Source organism: Streptomyces sp. 351MFTsu5.1 (assembly GCF_000383655.1).
Classification (GTDB): domain Bacteria; phylum Actinomycetota; class Actinomycetes; order Streptomycetales; family Streptomycetaceae; genus Streptomyces; species Streptomyces griseorubiginosus.
Window position 1 is genome coordinate 88,061 of sequence record NZ_KB911776.1, and the last position, 18,789, is coordinate 106,849.

General features: G+C 70.6%; 17 protein-coding genes. 6 read left to right on the forward strand and 11 right to left on the reverse strand.

Annotated elements, in window-relative coordinates; genetic code table 11:
- Positions 1-217: 217 nt before the first annotated feature.
- Both H295_RS0103865 and H295_RS0103870 read left to right on the forward strand, forming a co-directional pair.
- Positions 218-817: a class I SAM-dependent methyltransferase gene (locus tag H295_RS0103865; RefSeq protein ID WP_043217035.1), complete on the forward strand. Its 600-nt coding sequence runs from the start codon at positions 218-220 to the stop codon at positions 815-817.
- A gap of 4 nt (positions 818-821) precedes the next feature.
- Positions 822-1,295 (forward strand): PPOX class F420-dependent oxidoreductase, encoded by a 474-nt coding sequence (locus H295_RS0103870; RefSeq protein WP_020134025.1) that lies wholly within the window; start codon positions 822-824, stop codon positions 1,293-1,295.
- Positions 1,296-1,362: 67 nt separating this feature from the next.
- On the opposite strand, the gene H295_RS0103875 is transcribed toward H295_RS0103870, so the two are convergent.
- The 8 genes from H295_RS0103875 to H295_RS0103910 all read right to left on the reverse strand — a co-directional run bounded on the left by H295_RS0103875 (position 1,363) and on the right by H295_RS0103910 (position 11,505).
- Positions 1,363-2,112 carry a TetR/AcrR family transcriptional regulator gene (locus H295_RS0103875; RefSeq protein ID WP_020134026.1) on the reverse strand — a complete coding sequence of 250 codons (750 nt, stop codon included), beginning with the start codon at positions 2,110-2,112 and terminating at the stop codon, positions 1,363-1,365.
- Positions 2,113-2,266: 154 nt separating this feature from the next.
- Positions 2,267-3,793: an MFS transporter gene (locus H295_RS0103880; protein ID WP_051135502.1), complete on the reverse strand. Its 1,527-nt coding sequence runs from the start codon at positions 3,791-3,793 to the stop codon at positions 2,267-2,269.
- Between the two features lie 102 nt (positions 3,794-3,895).
- Positions 3,896-6,103: a glycosyltransferase family 39 protein gene (locus tag H295_RS0103885; protein ID WP_020134028.1), complete on the reverse strand. Its 2,208-nt coding sequence runs from the start codon at positions 6,101-6,103 to the stop codon at positions 3,896-3,898.
- Positions 6,103-7,602 carry a bifunctional glycosyltransferase family 2/GtrA family protein gene (locus H295_RS0103890; protein WP_020134029.1) on the reverse strand — a complete coding sequence of 500 codons (1,500 nt, stop codon included), beginning with the start codon at positions 7,600-7,602 and terminating at the stop codon, positions 6,103-6,105. Before H295_RS0103890 ends, H295_RS0103885 begins: the two co-directional genes overlap by 1 nt.
- A gap of 14 nt (positions 7,603-7,616) precedes the next feature.
- Complete coding sequence (locus H295_RS0103895) at positions 7,617-9,248, reverse strand: sensor histidine kinase (RefSeq protein WP_028809020.1); 1,632 nt, start codon at positions 9,246-9,248, stop codon at positions 7,617-7,619.
- A complete protein-coding gene (locus H295_RS0103900) occupies positions 9,245-9,985 on the reverse strand; it encodes a response regulator transcription factor (RefSeq protein ID WP_030319293.1) in 741 nt (246 codons plus the stop codon). The genes H295_RS0103895 and H295_RS0103900 overlap by 4 nt, the downstream gene beginning before the upstream one ends.
- Before the next feature lie 112 nt (positions 9,986-10,097).
- Positions 10,098-10,973, reverse strand: coding sequence for a DUF2797 domain-containing protein (locus H295_RS0103905; RefSeq protein WP_078616551.1), 876 nt, complete (start codon positions 10,971-10,973; stop codon positions 10,098-10,100).
- Between the two features lie 94 nt (positions 10,974-11,067).
- Positions 11,068-11,505 carry an HGxxPAAW family protein gene (locus H295_RS0103910; RefSeq protein ID WP_020134033.1) on the reverse strand — a complete coding sequence of 146 codons (438 nt, stop codon included), beginning with the start codon at positions 11,503-11,505 and terminating at the stop codon, positions 11,068-11,070.
- A gap of 86 nt (positions 11,506-11,591) precedes the next feature.
- Here H295_RS0103910 and H295_RS0103915 point away from each other — a divergent pair, with 86 nt between their 5' ends.
- Both H295_RS0103915 and H295_RS0103920 read left to right on the forward strand, forming a co-directional pair.
- Positions 11,592-12,095: a MarR family winged helix-turn-helix transcriptional regulator gene (locus H295_RS0103915; RefSeq protein WP_020134034.1), complete on the forward strand. Its 504-nt coding sequence runs from the start codon at positions 11,592-11,594 to the stop codon at positions 12,093-12,095.
- Between the two features lie 293 nt (positions 12,096-12,388).
- Positions 12,389-12,916, forward strand: a complete 528-nt coding sequence (locus tag H295_RS0103920) for a GtrA family protein (protein ID WP_043217088.1) — start codon at positions 12,389-12,391, stop codon at positions 12,914-12,916.
- A 27-nt stretch (positions 12,917-12,943) separates the two neighbouring features.
- Here the strand turns inward: H295_RS0103920 and H295_RS0103925 are convergent, their stop codons facing one another.
- Positions 12,944-13,444, reverse strand: a complete 501-nt coding sequence (locus H295_RS0103925; protein ID WP_020134036.1) for an NUDIX hydrolase — start codon at positions 13,442-13,444, stop codon at positions 12,944-12,946.
- 212 nt (positions 13,445-13,656) lie between these two features.
- On the opposite strand from H295_RS0103925, the gene H295_RS0103930 reads away from it, so the two are divergent.
- Complete coding sequence (locus tag H295_RS0103930; RefSeq protein WP_020134037.1) at positions 13,657-13,878, forward strand: hypothetical protein; 222 nt, start codon at positions 13,657-13,659, stop codon at positions 13,876-13,878.
- Between the two features lie 7 nt (positions 13,879-13,885).
- Here H295_RS0103930 and H295_RS0103935 read toward each other — a convergent pair whose 3' ends face one another.
- Together H295_RS0103935 and H295_RS0103940 are read right to left on the reverse strand one after the other, a co-directional pair.
- Positions 13,886-14,290 carry a cytidine deaminase family protein gene (locus H295_RS0103935; protein ID WP_020134038.1) on the reverse strand — a complete coding sequence of 135 codons (405 nt, stop codon included), beginning with the start codon at positions 14,288-14,290 and terminating at the stop codon, positions 13,886-13,888.
- 256 nt (positions 14,291-14,546) lie between these two features.
- Positions 14,547-15,968, reverse strand: a complete 1,422-nt coding sequence (locus H295_RS0103940; RefSeq protein WP_028809021.1) for an ATP-binding protein — start codon at positions 15,966-15,968, stop codon at positions 14,547-14,549.
- Positions 15,969-16,306: 338 nt separating this feature from the next.
- On the opposite strand from H295_RS0103940, the gene H295_RS44670 reads away from it, so the two are divergent.
- A complete protein-coding gene (locus H295_RS44670) occupies positions 16,307-18,085 on the forward strand; it encodes a hypothetical protein (protein ID WP_020134040.1) in 1,779 nt (592 codons plus the stop codon).
- Positions 18,086-18,789 lie beyond the last annotated feature (704 nt).

Genomic DNA, 18,789 nt, shown 5'->3' on the forward strand with positions numbered 1-18,789 from the left:
GCTGGGCGGGGGTCGCTGGCTGCGGGTCGGAGGATCGCTGGTCGGGGTCGACGGCCGGGGGCGGCGGTCGGAGGGGCGCCGGCCGCGGGACGCCGGCAGGCGGATCGCCGGTCCGGGGTCAGGCCGCGGGACGCCGGTTGGCGGGTCGCCGGTCGGGGGCGACGGCCGCTGGTCGCCGGTCGGGGGCGTTGTCAGTGGTGGGTCGTACGGTTCGGGTATGGAGCAGAGCACGGGGGTGCAGGCGTACTACGCCGAGTCGGCGGAGCGGCTGGGCGAGGTCTACGAGAGCGTCTCGTTCGAGGACGTGCACGGGGCGCTGCTGGACCTGTTGCCGGAGGCGCCCGCGCGGGTGCTGGACGTCGGCGCGGGAACGGGGCGGGACGCGACGGCGCTGGCCGGGCGCGGGTACACGGTCGACGCGGTGGAGCCGGTGGCGGAGCTGCGCCGGGTGGCGGAGCGGCTGCACCCCGGCAGCGGGGTGACCTGGCGGACGGGCGCGCTGCCGGAGATACCGGGTGTGCGGGGGCCGTACGACGTCGTGCTGCTGTCCGCGGTGTGGATGCATCTGCCGCCGGAGGAACGGCCCGTCGCGATGCGGCGGCTGGCCGGGCTGCTCGCGCCCGGCGGGCTCCTGCTGATCACCCTGCGGCGCGGGCAGCCGCCCGTGAACAGGCGGATGTTCGACATCCCGCCCGAGGAGGTCGCCGAGCAGGGGACCCAGGCGGGGCTGAGGCTGCTGCGGACCGTGGCCGAGGGCGCCGACCGGCTCGGCCGTGACGCCGTGCGCTGGCACGCCGTGGCGCTCCAACTAGGCTGATCCCATGGCACCGAACATTGCGACCAACACGTCCGTCTCCCTGGACGAGCTGCTGGACTTCGTGCGGCCCCGGCACCGGGCGCTCCTGCTGACGCGGCGGGCGGACGGCTCGCCGCAGGCCTCGCCGCTGACCTGTGGGGTCGACGACTCGGGGCGGATCGTCGTGTCGACGTATCCCGAGCGGGCGAAGACGCGGAACGCGAAGCGGGATCCCCGGGTGAGCGTGGTCGTGCTGAGCGACGACTGGGACGGGCCGTGGGTGCAGGTCGACGGGACCGCGGAGGTCATCGACTCGCCGGAGTCCGTGGAGCCGTTGGTGGAGTACTTCCGGAACATCTCCGGGGAGCACCCGGACTGGGACGAGTACCGTTCGGCGATGGTGCGGCAGGGGAAGTCGATCATTCGGGTCACGCCGGAGCGGTGGGGGCCGGTTGCCACCGGCGGGTTCCCGGCGCGGTTGGCTTCGCCGGACGCGTGAGGGGTGGGGACTTCGGTTCGTCGGCGGCCGCCGGTCCGTCGGGGTTCTCGCGCAGTTCCCCGCGCCCCTAAGGGCGCTCCACCATGGCCTCGATGCCTTTGACCAGTAGGTCCAGGGCGAACGTGAAGTCCCTGTCTCTCATCTCCTCGACCGTGTCGCCGCCCCTCGCCGTCATGATCTCCTCGTTCTCCTTGAGGATCTCGGCGGCGTCGGGGGACCGGGTCGCCGAGGCCATCGCGTGGCGGAAGTAGGCGTCCTGGGTCATGCCGGCCTGGCCGGCGCGGGCGATGAAGTGGCCCTCGATGGTGCCGAAGCCGTAGACGAACTGGAAGACGGCCGAGATCGCGCCCGTGATGCCATGCGCGGGCAGGCCGGACTTGCGGACGACCCGGTGCACGATCCGGGACAGGGCAAGGGAGTTGGGGCCGATGTTGAGGAAGGTGCCGGCCAGCGGGGAGACCCAGGGGTGGCGGACCAGCAGGCCCCGGTACTCCCTCGCGATCGTGCGCAGCTGCTCCCGCCAGTCCTCGTCGGCCTCCGGGTCCGGCAGACCGAGACCGCCGAAGGCCGCGTCCAGGGCGAGTTCGAGCAGGTCGTCCTTGGTGTCGACGTACCAGTAGACGGACATCGCGGTCACGTTCAGCTCGGTGGCCAGCCGGCGCATGGAGAACTTCGCCAGGCCGTCCGTGTCGAGCAGCCGAACGGTGGCCTCGATGATCCGCTCCCGGTCCAGCCCCGAGGGCTGCCCCTTCCGGCGCGCCTTGCCTTCCAGCCAGACACTGGTCCGAGCCGAGGCATTGGGGCCTGCGTTAGCCATGGCGCACCTTCCCGAAACATCCGTTCACTGGCAAAGATGCCAGGTGCCTTCCAACTTAAGGGGCGCGGGGCTGTATCAATCCGCCGCTCCTCCGCATGGGCGCGACCAGCCCCCGCGGACCCGCGGCCGCCGACGCACCATCGCCCCCACCCCCTTAGGCGACTGTCTCCCTCTCCGCCCGCCGCAACAACACCCCCGCCACCACCCCACCGAGCAACACAGCCACCGCCCCCACCAGCTGGCTGCTCTCCAGGCCGGAGGCGAACGCCTCCGTGATCCGCGCCCTCTCCGAGCCCGACCCCGCCTCCGCCAACGCCCCCGGCAGGGACACCGCGGCCACCGAAATCCCCGCCGCGAACCGGGAGTTCAGCACCGCGCCCAGTACCGCGACGCCCAGCCCCTGCCCGAACTCCGCCACCGTGCCGTTGATCCCCGCGCCCACGCCGGCCTTTTCCGGCGGAATCGCGCTCATGATGGCGTGGGCCATCGCGGGGCTCGCGACCGCCGCCCCCGCACCGATCAGGACGAGCCCCAGCAGCGTGCCCGGGTACCCGTGGCCGGTGAGCGTGGCGATCGAGGCCAGGCCCGCCGCCATCACCGCCATGCCGAGCCCGATGGAGAGCGGGGTGCCGAGGCGGGCCGACCACTTCGCCGACAGGCCCGTGAAGTTGAGGGCCACGATCATCAGCGCGAGCGGTGCCGTGCGCAGGCCCGCCTCCAGGGGGCCGTAACCGAGCACGAACTGCATGTGCTGGGTGAGCAGGAAGAGCGAGCCGCCCATGCCGAAGGTGATCAGTACCGCGCCAGCCACCGCGCCGGTGAAGCGGCGGTCGCGGAAGAAGTGCATGTCGAGCATGGGGTGCGGGATCCGGTTCTCCCACCACGCGAACGCGGAGAGGACCACGACCGCCACGGCAGCCGGTGCCAGCACCCGGCCCGACGTCCAGCCGTGCTCGGGGCCGGAGATGATCGCGAACACCAGGGAGGCCATGCCGATCGTGGAGAGCAGGGCACCCAGCAGGTCGGGACGGTCGCCCCGCCCCGCGGACCCGGGGGTGGTCCCCCGGGAAGACACCGCCTTGGACTCGGGGACCAGGACAACCACCGCGACCAGCGCGAGCGCGGCGACCGGCAGGTTGATCAGGAAGATCGCGCCCCACCAGAAGTGGTTCAGCATGAAGCCGCCCAGAAGGGGGCCGGTCGCGAAGCCCAGGGAGTTCACCGCCGCCCAGATGCCGATCGCCCTCGGCTGCTCCTCGGGCGCGAAGATCTGCATCGCCACGGCGAGTGTGGTGGTCATCAGCAGTGCCCCGCCGACGCCCATCCCGGCCCGTGCCGCGATGAGTTGGGCGGTGGAGTCCGCGAGGCCCGCGGCCAGTGAGCCGAGACCGAACAGGACCAGGCCGGCGGCCAGCATCTTCTTGCGGCCGTAGCGGTCGGCGGCACTGCCGGCGGTGAGCAGGAGCCCCGACTGGACCAGCGAGTACGCGTTGATCATCCACTGGATGTCGGAGGTCGCGGCGCCCAGTTCACGGGTGAGCGAGGGGATCGCCACGTTCAGGATCGTGTTGTCGAGGAGCACGGTCAGCTGGGCGAGACAGATGACGCCGAGGATCAGCCAGCGCTGGGGGTGGCCCTGGGTGACGGGGACGGGGACGGGTGCAGTGGCGGGGGCGGTCATGTTGTACACCGTAGAACAATTCCTATACGGCGTACAACACACTTTCCCCCGTACGCCGAAGGGGGCGGCGACCGATGTCACCGCCCCCTCCTGGCAGAACCGTCAGCTGCTCGCCTTCTGGGTGAGGTCGTAGAAGGTGGCCGAACCGACCGTCACCTTCTTGAAGTTGGCCTCGACCCAGCTCGTGATCTGCGAGGACGTACCGCTGCTGCTGCGGCCCATGCCGCCGCCGGTGCCGCTGGAGATGAAGTAGTGGATCTTTCCTTCCTCCACGTACTGCTTGAACTGGGCCAGCGTCGGGGACGGGTCGGTGCCGTTGAAGCCGCCGATCGCCATCACGGACTCGTCGGAGGCCAGCTGGTAGCTCGCCGCGTTCTGGGCGCCGATCGCGGCCGCCGCCCAGGTGTAGTCGTCCGCGTCGGCCTGGAGCAGCTTCTTGGCCTCGGAGGAGACGGTCGCGCCGTTGAGCAGGCCGCCGGCGCCGCCGCCGCGCATGCCGCCCAGCTGGTTCCGGGTGGTGCCGTTGCCCTGTGGGGTGCCGTTCTGCCCCGGCATGCCGCCGCCCGGGAAGCCCTGACCCTGCTGGCTCTGGCCCTGGCCCTGCGTATTGCCGTTCGCATTCCCGTTCGCGTTCCCGTTTCCGTTCCCGTTCTGCTGGTTCTGGCCGCCGAAGCCGCCGAAGCCGCCCATGCCGCCACCGCCGCCGGGACCTCCGCCCCGGCCGCCGCCACCGAAGCCCATCGTGCTCGCACCCGCCGGTCCCGCCGTCGGGATGGAGCCGGTGTGCGCGGAGTTCACCGTGCTCAGGGTGTACGCCGTCGGACCGGCCAGCGCGGCCACGATGCCCAGGGCCGCAACCCCGAGCGCCAGTTGCCGGCCGAGTCGGGCCACGAAGATCAGGCCGAGCGCTGCGACCAGACCGCCGACCAGGACCAGCCACTTCAGCCAGGGAAGGTAGTCGGGGGTGCGGTTGAGGAGGACGTACCCCCAGGCCGCACCGGCCACCACCGCGGCCGCGAGAATGAGCGAGGCCCATGTCCCGGCGCGCCTCTCCCACAGGATTCCGGCGCCCATGCCGACCACGGCGGCGATGTAGGGGGCGAGGGCGATCGTGTAGTACTGGTGGAAGATGCCCGCCATGAAGCTGAAGACCACCAGGGTGATCAGCAGCGAGCCGCCCCAGACGAGGAAGGCACCGCGGGTGGCGGAGGTCCGCTTGAGCTTGCGGGTGGCCACCAGGCCCGCGACCAGCAGGATCAGTGCGGCCGGCAGCAGCCAGGAGATCTGGCTGCCGATCTCGGAGTTGAACATCCGGTTCCAGCCGGTCTCGCCCCACTGGCCGGTGCCGCCACCGCCACCCCCGCCGACGCTGCCGGTCTCCTCGCCGTTGAGGCGGCCGAGTCCGTTGTAGCCGAAGGTCAGTTCAAGGAACGAGTTGTTCTGGGAGCCGCCGATGTAGGGGCGCGAGGAGGCGGGCCACAGCTCGACGATCGCGACCCACCAGCCGCCGGAGACGACCAACGCGACCGTCGCGAGCGCCAGTTGTCCGATCCGCTTCTTCAGCCGGTGCGGGCCGACCGCCGCGTACACGAACGCCAGCGCCGGAAGGATCAGGAAGGCCTGCAAGGTCTTCGCGAGGAACGCGAACCCGATCGCGACCCCCGCCCACACCAGCCACCTCGTCCGGCCGTCCTCGACGGCCCGTACGACGAAGTAGCAGGCCAGCGCCATCAGCAGGGCCAGCATCGCGTCCGGGTTGTTGAACCGGAACATCAGCGCGGCGACGGGGGTGAGCGCGAGCACCGCGCCCGCGATCAGACCGGCCCCGGGACTGAACCGGCGCCTCACGGAGGCGTAGACGACGGCGACCGTGCCGACGCCCATGAGGACCTCGGGGCCGAGGATCGTCCAGGAGTTCAGACCGAAGATCCTGGCCGCGATCTCCATCGGCCACAGGAACGCCGAGGGCTTGTCGACGGTGATGGCGTTGCCCGCGTCCAGCGAGCCGAAGAACATCGCCTTCCAGCTCTTGGTGCCGGCCTGGACGGCCGCCGAGTAGAAGGAGTTGGCGTAGCCGGAGGCACTCAGGTTGTAGAAGTAGAGGGCGGCGGTGGCGAGCAGCAGGCCCCAGAACGCGGGGCGTGCCCAGCGGGGGTCCTCGGGGCGGCCGCGCCACAGTCTGCGGGCGAAGGGCTGTTGGGGTTCACCGGACTCGGGGGCCGGGGGAGCGACGTCCGGTACGTCCGTCACGGTCACCGCCGGGCCCCATCCGGAACCCTGCCGGGTCGAATGGTCGGTCTGCGTGGTCATCAGGAGTTCCTCGGGTCGGTATCGGTGTCGGTGTCGGTGTCGGTGGGGCGCAACGGCTGCGACGGGACGGTGGCGTCGTAGAGAGACTGCGGGTTGTACGTGGTCTGAGGGGTGTACGGCGTGGGCGGGCTGTACGGCGCGGTGGCGTAATGGTGCGCCGTCGGGCGCGTGGGCAGCGGGGCGTACGGCTGCCGCGTGCCGTAGGCCGGTGCGGCGGACGGCGTGTACGTGGTCACCACCGTGGACCGTGACGGGCTCTCGTCCCGCTCGGGGAACACCCAGGCCCGGAAGAGCAGGAACCGCAGCACGGTCGCCGCGAGGTTGGCGGCGATCAGCACCGCCAGCTCGGTGGAGTGCGCCGGGTCGCTGGTGGCCGCGCCGAGCGCGGCGAGGGAGCCGCTGGTCAGCGCGAGGCCGATACCGAAGACGACCAGCCCCTGCGCCTGGTGCCGGACGGCGCCGCCCCGCCCGCGCACCCCGAAGGTCAGCCGCCGGTTGGCGGCGGTGTTGGCGACCGCCGAGACCAGCAGGGCCAGCGCGTTGGCGATCTGGGAGCCGCAGAACTGCCGGAAGACGCTGTACAGCAGCAGGTAGAAGAGGGTGGACAGCCCGCCGACGACACAGAACCCGACGAGCTGGCGGGCCAGCCCCTTCGGCACGTCCTGGACGTCACGGTCGCGCGGGTCGTCGCCGAACGGGCGGGTGATCCGGTCCAGCGGCAGCGCGCCGGTGGCGAGCGCCTTGCCCACCCGCCACACGCCCTTGAGGTCCTCGGTCGCCGTCCTGACGATGTGCACGGTGGAGTCCGGGTCGTCGACCCAGTCGACGGGCACTTCGTGGATACGCAGGCCCGCGCGCTCGGCGATGACCAGCATCTCGGTGTCGAAGAACCAGCCGGTGTCCTCGACCAGCGGCAGCAGGACCTGGGCCACGTCCCGCCGGATGGCCTTGAAGCCGCACTGCGCGTCGGAGAAGCGGGCGTGCAGCGAGCCGCGCAGGATCAGGTTGTAGGCGCGGGAGATGAACTCGCGCTTGGGGCCGCGCACGACCCGGGAACTGCGGGCGAGCCGGGAGCCGATCGCCAGGTCGGAGTGGCCCGAGATCAGCGGGGCCACCAGCGGCAGCAGCGCGTTGAGGTCGGTGGACAGGTCGACGTCCATGTAGGCGAGGACGGGGGCGTCCGAGGCGGACCAGACGGTCCTGAGGGCCCGGCCGCGGCCCTTCTGCTCCAGCCGGAAGGCCCTGACCTCGGGGATCTCCGCCGCCAGCCGCTGCGACACCAGGGGAGTGGTGTCCGTCGACGCGTTGTCCGCGATGGTGATGCGGAACGCGTACGGGAACGTGCGCCTGAGGTGCTCGTGCAGTCTCCGCACACACGGCTGGAGGTCCTTCTCCTCGTTGTAGACGGGGATCACTACGTCCAGGACAGGCGTACCGGCGTCGCCGGCCGGGAGGTGCTCCCGCGCCGGCAGGGTGCCGGGAGAAGAGTCGGTTCGCATGCGAACGACTCTGGTCAAGCCCCCTGTTGCACCCATATGGCGGCGCTGTGCTGTGCCTGTGAGTGCGATTGCCAGTTCGTTTCGGGCGCCGGACGCGGGGTCGCGGGACCGACAGCGGGCAGGTGCAGGGTGAAGACCGTGCGCCCGGGCACGCTGTCGACGGTCACGGCACCGCCGTGCGCGGTCGCCACGGCCTGCACGATGGCGAGCCCGAGCCCGGTGGAGCCCGAGGCACGGGAGCGCGAGGAGTCACCGCGCGCGAACCGTTCGAAGACGTGCGGCAGCAGCTCGGGCGGGATGCCCTGGCCGTTGTCCTCGACCTCCACGCACATCCAGGGTCCGCGTCGCTGCACGCGTGCGGTGACGGTGGTCCCCTCCGGTGTGTGCTTGCGGGCGTTGCCGAGCAGGTTGATGAGGACCTGCTGGAGACGGGCCGCGTCGCCGGAGACCAGGGCGGGTTCGTCGGGCAGGTCCAGGCGCCAGTTGTGGTCCATGCCGGCCGCGCGGGCGTCGCTGATGGTGTCCACGACCAGCGGGATCAGGTCGGTCTGCTCGAACTGGAGCGGCCGTCCGGCGTCCAGGCGCGCGAGCAGCAGCAGGTCCTCCACGAGCAGGGTCATCCGGCCCGCCTCGGACTCGATGCGGCCGAGCGCGTGCCGGGTGTCGGGGCCGACCTGCTCCCTGCCGCGTCTGGTCAGCTCGGCGTAGCCGCGGATGGAGGCGAGCGGGGTCCTCAGCTCATGACTGGCGTCCGCGACGAACTGCCGTACCCGCATCTCGCTCTGCTGCCGGGCGTGCAGGGCGCCGTGGACGTGGTCCAGCATCCTGTTCAGCGCGGAGCCGACCTGGCCGACCTCGGTGTGCGGATCGCACTCCGACTCCGGCACCCGCTCGCTGAGGTTCACCTCGCCGGTGTGCAGCCGGAGTTCGGAGACCCGGGTGGCGGTGTTGGCGACCTTGCGCAGGGGGCGGGTGGCGAGCCCGACCAGCACGTATCCGGCGATGACGGCGGCACCGAGACCGGCGGCGGTGACGCTGACCTCGACGAGGATCAGCGTGTCGACGGTGGCGTCGATGTCCTTGGTGGAGACGGCGACGTAGTAGGCGGAGGTGTCGTTGGAGGAGTACCGGACGAGGTAGTCGCCGATGCCGGGGAGCTCGACCTTGTGCTGGCTGTTGTCCTTGGGGACCGCGCTGAGCACCTTGATCTGAGCGGCCGTGAGGTTCTCGGCGGTCATCCCGAAGTTCTGGTCCGAGCCGGACTTCACTCCGCGCTTGGCGTCGGTGATCGTGCCCTTCTCGACCTTGGCCGCGATGGTGCCGTCCGGCCCCGGGCCCGTGACGAACCTGGCGGGGGTGTTCTGCCGGTTCCCCTGACCGAGGGGGTCCTTCCCGTCCTTGTCGCCGTCGTCGAACTGCCCGGGCGGGAGGTGGCGCGGCGCCGCCCGTGACGCGGCCTCGTTCAGCTTGCCGCTCAGCTGGTCGTACAGATGGGACCGCAGCGCCAGCGTGGTCACGGTGCCGATCACCGCGCAGACCACGGCGATCAGCACCACGGAAGCGACGACGAGCCGCGTCCGCAGCGTGCGCGGCTTTCCTGCTCGCCCTGCCCGCTTCTGCGCCCGCGGCCGTCGTCGTCCGCTCATGAGGCGGCGGGCTTGATCAGATAACCGGCGCCGCGCCGGGTGTGGATCATCGGCTCCCGCCCCGCGTCGATCTTCCGGCGCAGATACGAGATGTACAGCTCGACGACGTTGGCCTGGCCGCCGAAGTCGTACGACCACACCCGGTCGAGGATCTGCGCCTTGCTGAGCACCCGCCGGGGGTTGCGCATCAGGAACCGCAGGAGTTCGAACTCGGTCGCGGTGAGGTGGATGTTGTCCCCGGCCCGCGAGACCTCGTGGCTGTCCTCGTCGAGGGTGAGGTCGCCGACGACCAGCACGGACTCGGACCGCCGGTCGGCCGCACCGGACCGCCGGATCAGCCCCCGCAGCCGGGCCACGACCTCTTCGAGGCTGAACGGCTTGGTGACGTAGTCGTCCCCACCCGCGGTGAGCCCGGCGATACGGTCCTCGACGGCGTCCTTGGCCGTCAGGAACAGCACGGGCACGTCCGGCAGCTCACGGCGCAGCCGGCCGAGCACGGCCAGGCCGTCCATGTCCGGCAGCATCATGTCGAGGACGACGGCGTCGGGCCGGAAGTCCCGCGCGGTCTGCACGGCACCCGTGCCGTCTCCCGCGCTGCGGATCTGCCAGCCCTCGTAGCGCAGGGCCATGGACAGCAGTTCGGTGATCGACAGCTCGTCGTCCACCACAAGCACTCGGACGGGGCTCCCGTCCGGCCTCAGCAGTTCGGTGCGCCCCTGGGGCGAGGTCGTGGTCATGGTGACCACGATGTCGGGGCCCCCTGAGAACACCCTTGCGGAAATCTGTGATTTCCCTGAGAAACGCACAGGCGCCTCTCAGGGAACCCCTGGGAATCCCTTGTTCCGCCGGTCAGAACAGCCCGTCCTGCATACCCTGCGCCTGCTTGAACTCCCTTAGGGGAACGGCGATTTCCTCACCCTCTGCCGGGACCAGGTCCCAGCCCGTCATCAGCCGGGTGTCCAGTACGACGACCCCCTTGCCCGCCGTCTCCAGATGCAGGTCGGGCCCCGCGGCCGCGAGGAGCCGGCCCCCCACCGACCCGCCGGCCACGAGCCCGCTCACCTCGCCCACAGCGGTGGGCAGACCCGCGAGACCGAAGATCTCGACATGGTCGACCGGTTCGTACGGCGCCCGCTCCAGGGACTCCGGCCAGCCGCCCAGTGTCCGGGCCCGCGCGTGCAACTCCGCGATCTCGGCGGCCCGTTCGGCGGCCGAGGCCGGCAGGGACGACCGTACGGCCCGCTTGTCGCCGTACGGAACACGGTCGGGCACCGCCAGCGCGGCCCGCAGCAGTTCCTCGGTGCGCCGGGCCGCCATGAGCGGGCCGGTGCCGAGCCAGCTGAAACAGACGGCTCCCTGTTCCAGCAGCCGCGCGGAGCCCCGTTCGTATGCCGTGATGCCGACCTTGACCATGCCGGGCCCGAACCACGCGAGGTATACCCGGTAGGGCCGTGGATCGTCCGCGAGGGTGTCGGCGGCCACCGAGTGCGCCCGGTCCAGCCGCGCGCACTCCTCGCACCGGGCCCCGGTGCTCCGCCCCGACACCGCGACCCGCGCCGCACACGCGTGCCCCCGCGCTCCCACGCATGTCCGCACACCCCCCTCCACGACCCCGAAGGCCACCCGCTTCCCCCAGGTCAGCGCACTGCGCCGCCCACCGTCCCACCGCAGCACGGGACCCTCGACCGACCATCGCAGCCCCGTGCACTTCCATGCCTGTGCCATCTCTGACGAGGGTAGGGGGGACCACTGACAACGGGGGGTGGGTGGGGGTGACGGGGGGTTCGGGGTGACGGGGGGGTCGGGGTGACGGGGGGGGTCAGCCGGAGGACTCCGCTGCGATCGGCTCCGCCGCGACCCTCGCTCCCGCTCCTGCCTCCATTCCGGCTCCGGCTTCCGCTCCCGCCGTCGCCCCCGCTCCCGCCTCCGCTCCGACCGCCGTAGCGCTCGGCCGCTCTCTCCTCCGCCCGGCGATCCGGCACCCGACACACTCTTCGTGCCCCTCCCGCGCGCCGGAGTCCCGGACCCGCATCTCCCACTCCTCGCGCGGCCGACGCCCCGGCGGCTTGCCCCAGCCGGACAGGTGCAGGGCCCAGGTGACCAGGACGCTCACCCCGACGACGGCGAGACCGCCGACGATCAGCACGCCGGAGACCAGGCACACACCCAGCCCCGCCACGGCCGTCCCCACCGTCGCGATGCCGAAGCCGGTCCAGCCCGCGACCGTATGCCCCTCGTCATACTGATGTGCGCTCACAGATCCTCTCCTCCTCGACCATTTCTCTCACGTCCTAAGAAATTTAACTCAGAAACCTCTCACGCGCTAAGAGAATCAGGATTCCGATGTCGGCCGAGCCCCACCCCGCCGAGCCCCGTCCCGCCGCCACCGCGGCCCAGGCGCTGGAGGCGATGGACTTCTTCATCGCCACCGCCCACCTCGGCCAGCAGGAGATGGCCCAACGGCTGGGTGTGAACGTCACCGACCTGCTGTCCTTCGCCTACGTCCTGAGGGCCGGCGAGGACCTCCTCACGGCGGGCGACATCGCCGAACAGGCCCACGTCACGACCGGCGCGGTCACCGGCATCCTCAACCGCCTCGAACGCGGCGGTTACGTCACCCGCGTCCCCGACCCCACCGACCGCCGCCGCGTCCGGGTCGCCGCACGCCCCGAGGCCGTGGCCAAGGTCGTCGCCCTCTACCAGCCGTACTACGACCGCCTCGACGCCGTCTTCGCCGAGTACTCCGCCGACGAAATCGCCGTACTCCACGACTGGTTCAGCCGTACGACGAACCTGGCGCTCGCGTACATCGAGGAGCTGCGGGCGAAGGACGCCGGGGGCGAGTAGCGGGGAACCGACCGGGAACTCGCAGGGATCGCGAGGGGTGTTGGGGGCTGAATCGCCCGGGGCGGCGGGGACCCCCCACCACCGGGGTGGAGCCAGCCCTACCTTCGATCGGGGAGGGCACTCCATCGATCCGGCGCTCGCGCGACGGCATCGTTGATCTCAGCCGATCCACCGGGGGTCGGCAGATCGCGAAGCCGGTGAAGCCGATGCGGCTGATGCGGCCGATGCAGCCGATGCGGCTGACGAAGCCGACGAAGCCGACGGACTCGCGACGAACCGGAGGGACCCCCACGATGGAGCCGCAGACGGCCGACAGCACAAAGTCCCCGTCCCTGTCCCCCTCTCCGGCGGCTCCCGGCCCCCTCGCTTCCTTCGTGCGCTTCGTCGTCTGCGGCGGCGGGGTCGGCGTGCTGTCCAGCTTCGCCGTACCGATGGTGGCCATGACGATGCCGTGGGCGGTCGCGAACGCGGTGATCACGGTGGTCTCCACGCTGCTGTGCACCGAGCTGCACGCCCTGTTCACCTTCGGCACGGGCCGCCGCGCGGGCCTGCGCAGGCACTTCCAGTCCTCCGGCTCGGCGGTCGCCGCGTACGCGATGACCAGCGCCGCGATGGTCCTCCTGCACACGGCTCAGTCGACCCCGACCCTGCTCACGGAGCAGACGGTCTACCTCACCGCCTCCGCGATGGCCGGCATCGGTCGCTTCCTGGTCCTGCGGCTGTATGTCTTCACCACCACCCGCAGCCCCCACCCGGAGATCCGCCCCACCGCCGCCCGGCGACCGCGGCTGTCCCGCCTCGCGGTGAGCACGGCCTGCTGAAACGCTGAAAGGGCGATGTCCGGGCCCTCAGCGCTCCAGCTCCAGATACCGCCGCAACGCCTCCACCCCGTCGGAAACGAACGCGAACTCCCCCCGCCCGACCGCCTCCAGCAGCTCGTCCTCCCCGAACCAGCCGTACCACGCGATCTCCTCCGGATCCGGCACGACCACCCCGTCCACGACGGCCTCATGCACGCCGAGCCAGTAGGGGCTGATCTCCCCCTCGCACAGGAACCGGAGAACAGGCCGCACGGACACCCCGAACACCCCCAGCTCCTCACCGAGTTCACGGGCAGCGGCCTGCTCGTACGACTCCCCGACCCCGGCGGCCCCGCCGATCAGCCAGTTGTACTGCCCAGGGAACCGGGACATCTCGTCCGACCGCCGATGGACGAGTATCCGACCGAGCGGATCACGGCAGACGGTGGTCGCGACCCGGTGCAGCCACCCCTTCTCGATGGCCTCCGCCCGGTCCACCACCCCGATGACGAGGTCGTTCTCATCCACCCGGTCCACCAGCTCGCCCATGGACTCAACGATCGCAGAGGGGTACGACAATGCCGTCGCGGAGCTTGGTCGGGAGGGAACCGAAGTGAGGCCGGGAGGGGTGGCAGCATCGGGCGGGTCCAGCTGTCCCCACCCCGGATCGGGCGGCGGGCCACATGTCGTCGCGCCGGAACCGGCGGCATCGTAGAAGCACCGCACCGGACCACACCGCACTCCTCCGGAAGGGACCTCCCATGAACCCCCTGATGTCCACCGCGTCTGCCGCCCCCACCGCATCCGCTCCCGAGGCCGCGTCCGAGAGCGAACTGACCCCGCTCCTCACCGCCTGGGACCTGGCCCACCCGTCCGCGGCCGACCCCGACTGGCGCCACCTGCTGGACGAGATCGCCCACCCGCACACCACGAAGGCGTTCCACGGCCTGGCGGCAACTGCCGTATGGGATCAGCGGGGTTGACGTCGACTCACTCGGAGTCGAGCTGGTGGTCGGCCCAGACGTAGGTCTCGGGCAGCAGCGCGGTGACGGGGACGGTCCGGATCCGGTCGCCCTCGCCGAGGATGACCCCGATGCCGGGGAAGTAGTCGAGCAGGGCCTGCCGGCACCGGCCGCACGGCGGGATGACCCCGCGGTCGCGGTCACCGACGGCAACGATGGTGTCCAGCTCGTAGACACCCTGCGCGGCCGCCGCCCCGATGAGGACCAGTTCGGCGCAGGGCCCTCCGGTGAAGTGATAGGCGTTCACCGCGGTGACGATCCGCCCGTCCGGAGCGCGCCCCGCGGCGGCCACGGTGTGGTTGTCGCCCCGGCAGCGCGTACGGGCGACTTCGGCGGCGGCCTGAACGAGTTCGTGATCGACGGAGTGGCTCATCGGATCAGCTCCCGGATCGCGACAACGAGGTTGAACAGGGCGGGCAGGAGAGTGCGAGCTGCTCCCCAGACGTCCCGGCCCCGGCGGGGGGCGTCACGACCACGTACGACACATCAACTCCCCCAGCAGGCCAGTCCCGTGGATCACCTCACAACCCCACGACCGTGTCAAACGAGTTGACCATCACCCGTGAGCACGAGCCGTGTCCAGGACCGCAGAAGCCCCGCCCACCTCCCCCCCTGTGACATCGCCCAGCTCACCCCCTCCGCCAGGCGGTGAGCAGTTCGTCGGGGCCGTAGGCCGCCTGGAGACCGGAACACCTGGTCCCGCTGCGAGAGACCGCCACGAGCGGAACCGGCTCGTCGGTCATCGCAGCCCGGTGTTTCTGCAGCGCTGCCAGGTCGTGGCTGTCGAACGCGGAGTTCTCCAACCACTTGACCGAGCCGAGGAAGAGCAGCTCTTTGGCCACCGGCTGCCGGTCGGCGCCCACCAAGTCGATTTCCACGTCATTGCTGCGGGTCCAGTACCCGCCGACCGCCGGGGCGGCGGGCAGGAGCTCGTCCGGCAACAGGCGGGCGAGGGATTCCCGGACCAGCGGCTCGATCGCGCGGCCCCGCCAGCTCGTCCACTGCTCCTTGATCCGACTCAGAGTGAGATCCCCGCGCATCCGCTCGATCTCCGCCATGTGCGGATCGAGAAACGCAAGCCAGAAGCGCAGGTAGGGGTCGGCCACCCGGTAACGACGTTCCTTCGACGGCCTGAGCGAGAGCGGCAGCTCTGCGGCCACGACCCTCTTCTCGGTCAGGACGTCCGTGGCTCGGGTGAGAGTGGTGTGGGCGATACCGCCCGCCGCGCGAGCGATGTTGGTGAAGGTTCGCTCCCCTGATCCGATGGCCCGCAGGACTTCCCTGCTCATCGCCTGCGGTGGGAACTCCGCCGCCAGTGACCGTTCGGCGGAGACCAGCAGCGCCGAGATGGGGTTGTCCAGCGAGTCGCGAAGGAATTCCCAGACATCCGCTCCGGCCCGCCACTCGGCACAGATCAGGGGGAGCCCTCCCGTGATCAGAGTGGCGTCGAACGCGGCTGCGGGGGAGACGCCGAGCATTTCGCCGATGTCGGCAGGGTTCAGAGGCCCTAGGACCATCTCCCGACCCCGCTGGTGAAAGGGCCGGTCGTAGCTGTTCAGCGCCTCCATCATCGACAGATCGGACCCGACCAGGAGGAGAAGCACCGGCTTGCGGCTGAGCAGCCGGTCCCATGCCCGCTGGAGCATGCCTTCGAAGGCGTCGATGCGGTCCATCAGATACGGGACCTCGTCGATGACGACGACGCTGGGAGTGTCGTCGGGCAGGATCTCCGCCAGCAGCCTGAACGCCGCGTTCCACTGCTGCGGGGTCTCCTCCGAGAACAGTTCGCGCTCCGGCAGGGTGGATCTGGCGACAGCGTCGAGCAGCTCCGTCAGCTCGTCCTCCGCCGTGCCGCCCGCCGCGGTGAAGAAGAGGTACGGCGTCCCGGTCCGCCGGATGAATTCCTCGACCAGGCTGGACTTGCCGACCCGCCTCCGTCCGCGCATGAGGATGCACTGACCGGGCCTCGCCGACCCGTCGGCGTCGCGAACCGCCTGCAAGGCGTTGCCGAGCACGGTCAGCTCGCGTTCCCGCCCGATGAAACGACGCATGGGGACTCCCGCCGACAATAGTATCTCTATCGATACTATCTCCAGCGCTAGCATACGACCCACCTCGGTATGCCGTCCGCTGTGGCAGAAACCTGGACGCAGTAAATGTTTGATCAAGGAACACCGAGGTCGTCGGAGTCGGTGTTAGCGTCCGGCTGCTCTGCGGTTCCCCTACCGCAGCAGCGGGGGTGGAAGGCCGCGTGCGTGGGGAGACGCATGCGGTCCTGGCAATCGCCGTGCGCGCAACCGAACGCAACCGAGTTCCCGGACGCTGCCCCCCGGCAAGAGTGCAGGCACTCGACACTGACGTACGGGCATGGCCCGGGAGGAAGACACCTGTGAATCGAACCGCGCACCGGCGCGGCCGGCTCGCGCTTCTGCTGGCCGGCGCGATCGTGGCAGCCCTTCCGGCGGCAGCGACAGCAGCGACAGCAGCGGCGGCCGACGAGACCCCGATCGACCCGGCACTGCCGGCGCCCGCACTGCCGTCCGGAGCGGACTGCGGCAGCGACGGCAGCCCGACCTGGCGGTCCGTGTCCAGTCCGCCTCCCGCGGGGATGACCCTCTCCATCGGCGTACCGCGGCCCACGGTCGACGGGGTGACGTACCAGGGGGTCGTCCACGCGTGGGACGTGGACGGTTCGCAGGCGGCCGACGGGTCCGTCGCCGGACTGCCCGGGCCTGCCCAGTCCGTGTACGTCCCGCTGCCCCTGGCGGACGGGCACACTTACGGCTGGCACGCGTCGACGTACGACGGGACGGCGTACTCGAACCCGACCGAGCCCTGCTACTTCAGGGTGGACGCGAGCGCGCCCCTCACCCCGGTCGTCACCAACCCGGACTTCCCCCCGGTGGGCAGCCCGGGAACGCCCACGAAGGCTGCCGGGCAGCCCACCACGTTCAGTTTCAGCTCTTCCGGCGATCCCCTGCCCAGCGGGTGCGCCGAGGCGGGGGCCCCGGACTGTCAGGCCAGCGGCCTGGACCACTTCGAGGTCGGCCTGGACCAGCAACCGGGCATCGGTGCCGCCCGGGTTCCCGCCGACGCGAGGGGCAACGGCAGTCTGACGACCGCCCTGCCCTGGGGCGTGCACACTCTCTACGTCGTCGGAGTCGACGTGGCAGGGAACCAGTCACAGGCGCCGGCCGCTTACACGTTCGGGGTGCCGTGGCAGCTCCCGCCCCCGAGCCGGCCCACCCTCGACCTCACCACACCGGAGACAGCCGGCCGGGGTGCCCAACTGACCGTCTCCGGGCAGTTGTCGGCGGCTCCGTACTCATCCGGTGAAGTCGTCCACGTACTCAGGAGCGACCTGGCGCATCCCACCGGTGTTGCGCTGCCCGACGCGCCGCTGTCCGCCGACGGCACCTTCCGCATCGCCGACGTCCCGCAGGTCGGGGGAGCCAATACGTACACCGTGACCTACCCGGGTGACCCCACCCACCAGTCCGTCAACGCGTCCGCGACCGTCCAGGTCTCCCGCAGCGCCACCGCGGTGTCCCTCACCACCAACGCTGCGTCGTACGCCTACGGAGCGACCGCGAAGATCACCGCCCACCTCGGCACGACCTACAACAGCCGCACCCTCGCGGTCTACGCCCAGCCCTATGGCGGCAAGAAGGCGCTGATCAAGACCGGCACGGTGGACAGCCACGGCAACCTGGCCACGACCTACGAACTCACCCGCAAAACCACCTTCACCGCAGCGTTCGCCGGTGACTACCGCTACACCCCGGCCACGGCCACCACGACCGCGTCGGCCCACGCCAAGGTGTCCGAGTCGCTCAGCGGCTACTACGGGAGCACCCACTACGGCGGCCTCCTCTACCGGGTCTACCACCACACCGCCAAGGCCAAGCTGAACGTCACGGTCACGCCCAACAAGGCCGGCCAGTGCGTGAAATTCCAGACCCAGCGGTACTACAGCCATGCCTGGCACACACAGAGCACCTCCTCCTGCCACCCGCTCAGCACCACGAGCACCAACTACGCGACGCTGAGCCTGACCAACGCGGTCAACAGCAAGTTCCGTATGCGGGCCGAATACATCCACAGCAGCAACGACACCGGCAACCTCAGCACATGGGGCGCATGGCAGTACTTCACCGTCAGGCAGTGACACACGAGGCGCCGGGGCCCTACCGCTGAGCCGGTGCCCGGCGCGTGGGAAAGCTGTACCAGCACGAAAACGCCCCTCGGGAGTGATCCTGAGGGGCCTTTGACCTGTGTGCACTCGGCAGGATTCGAACCGCGATGGGCGGCACCGGCACGTACGCCGACACCGACTGATCTCGACCCATTGCTGTACTTCACTGCTGTACGGCACGACAAAGCCCCCTCCGGGATGATCCCGAGGGGGCTTTGACTTGCTGTGCACTCGGCAGGATTCGAACCTGCAACCTTCTGATCCGTAGGCGGGTGCACCACCCCTTTTGACTCCCCGCCCAGTTGGATCCGGCCACGTTTCATGGCCCCTTGGTCGAGTGGCAAGTGTGCGACTGTACGCGCTTGTATGCCGCTGTTGATGTCACCTACTGATGTCAGCAGGGTCCCCGGGCCTGCCCTCTTACCTGCAAGCCCTAGCCAGGGTCGGGCTGGAGATCCGGCCGCACCGCCTAGTCCAGCACGCCCAGGGCCGCATCGGACTGACATTGCGGGCACGCCTTCACCCCTTCGGCGAGTGCCCGCCCGCCTGGTCCCGGCCGATGCTCCGACTGGGTCTGCCCACGCTCCAGCAGTCGCCGACGTGGACGTACTCCGGAGAACCATGCCGGTTGCAGGTAGGACAGCTCTTAGCCCGCTTCAACGGGCCTTTGCATCCCG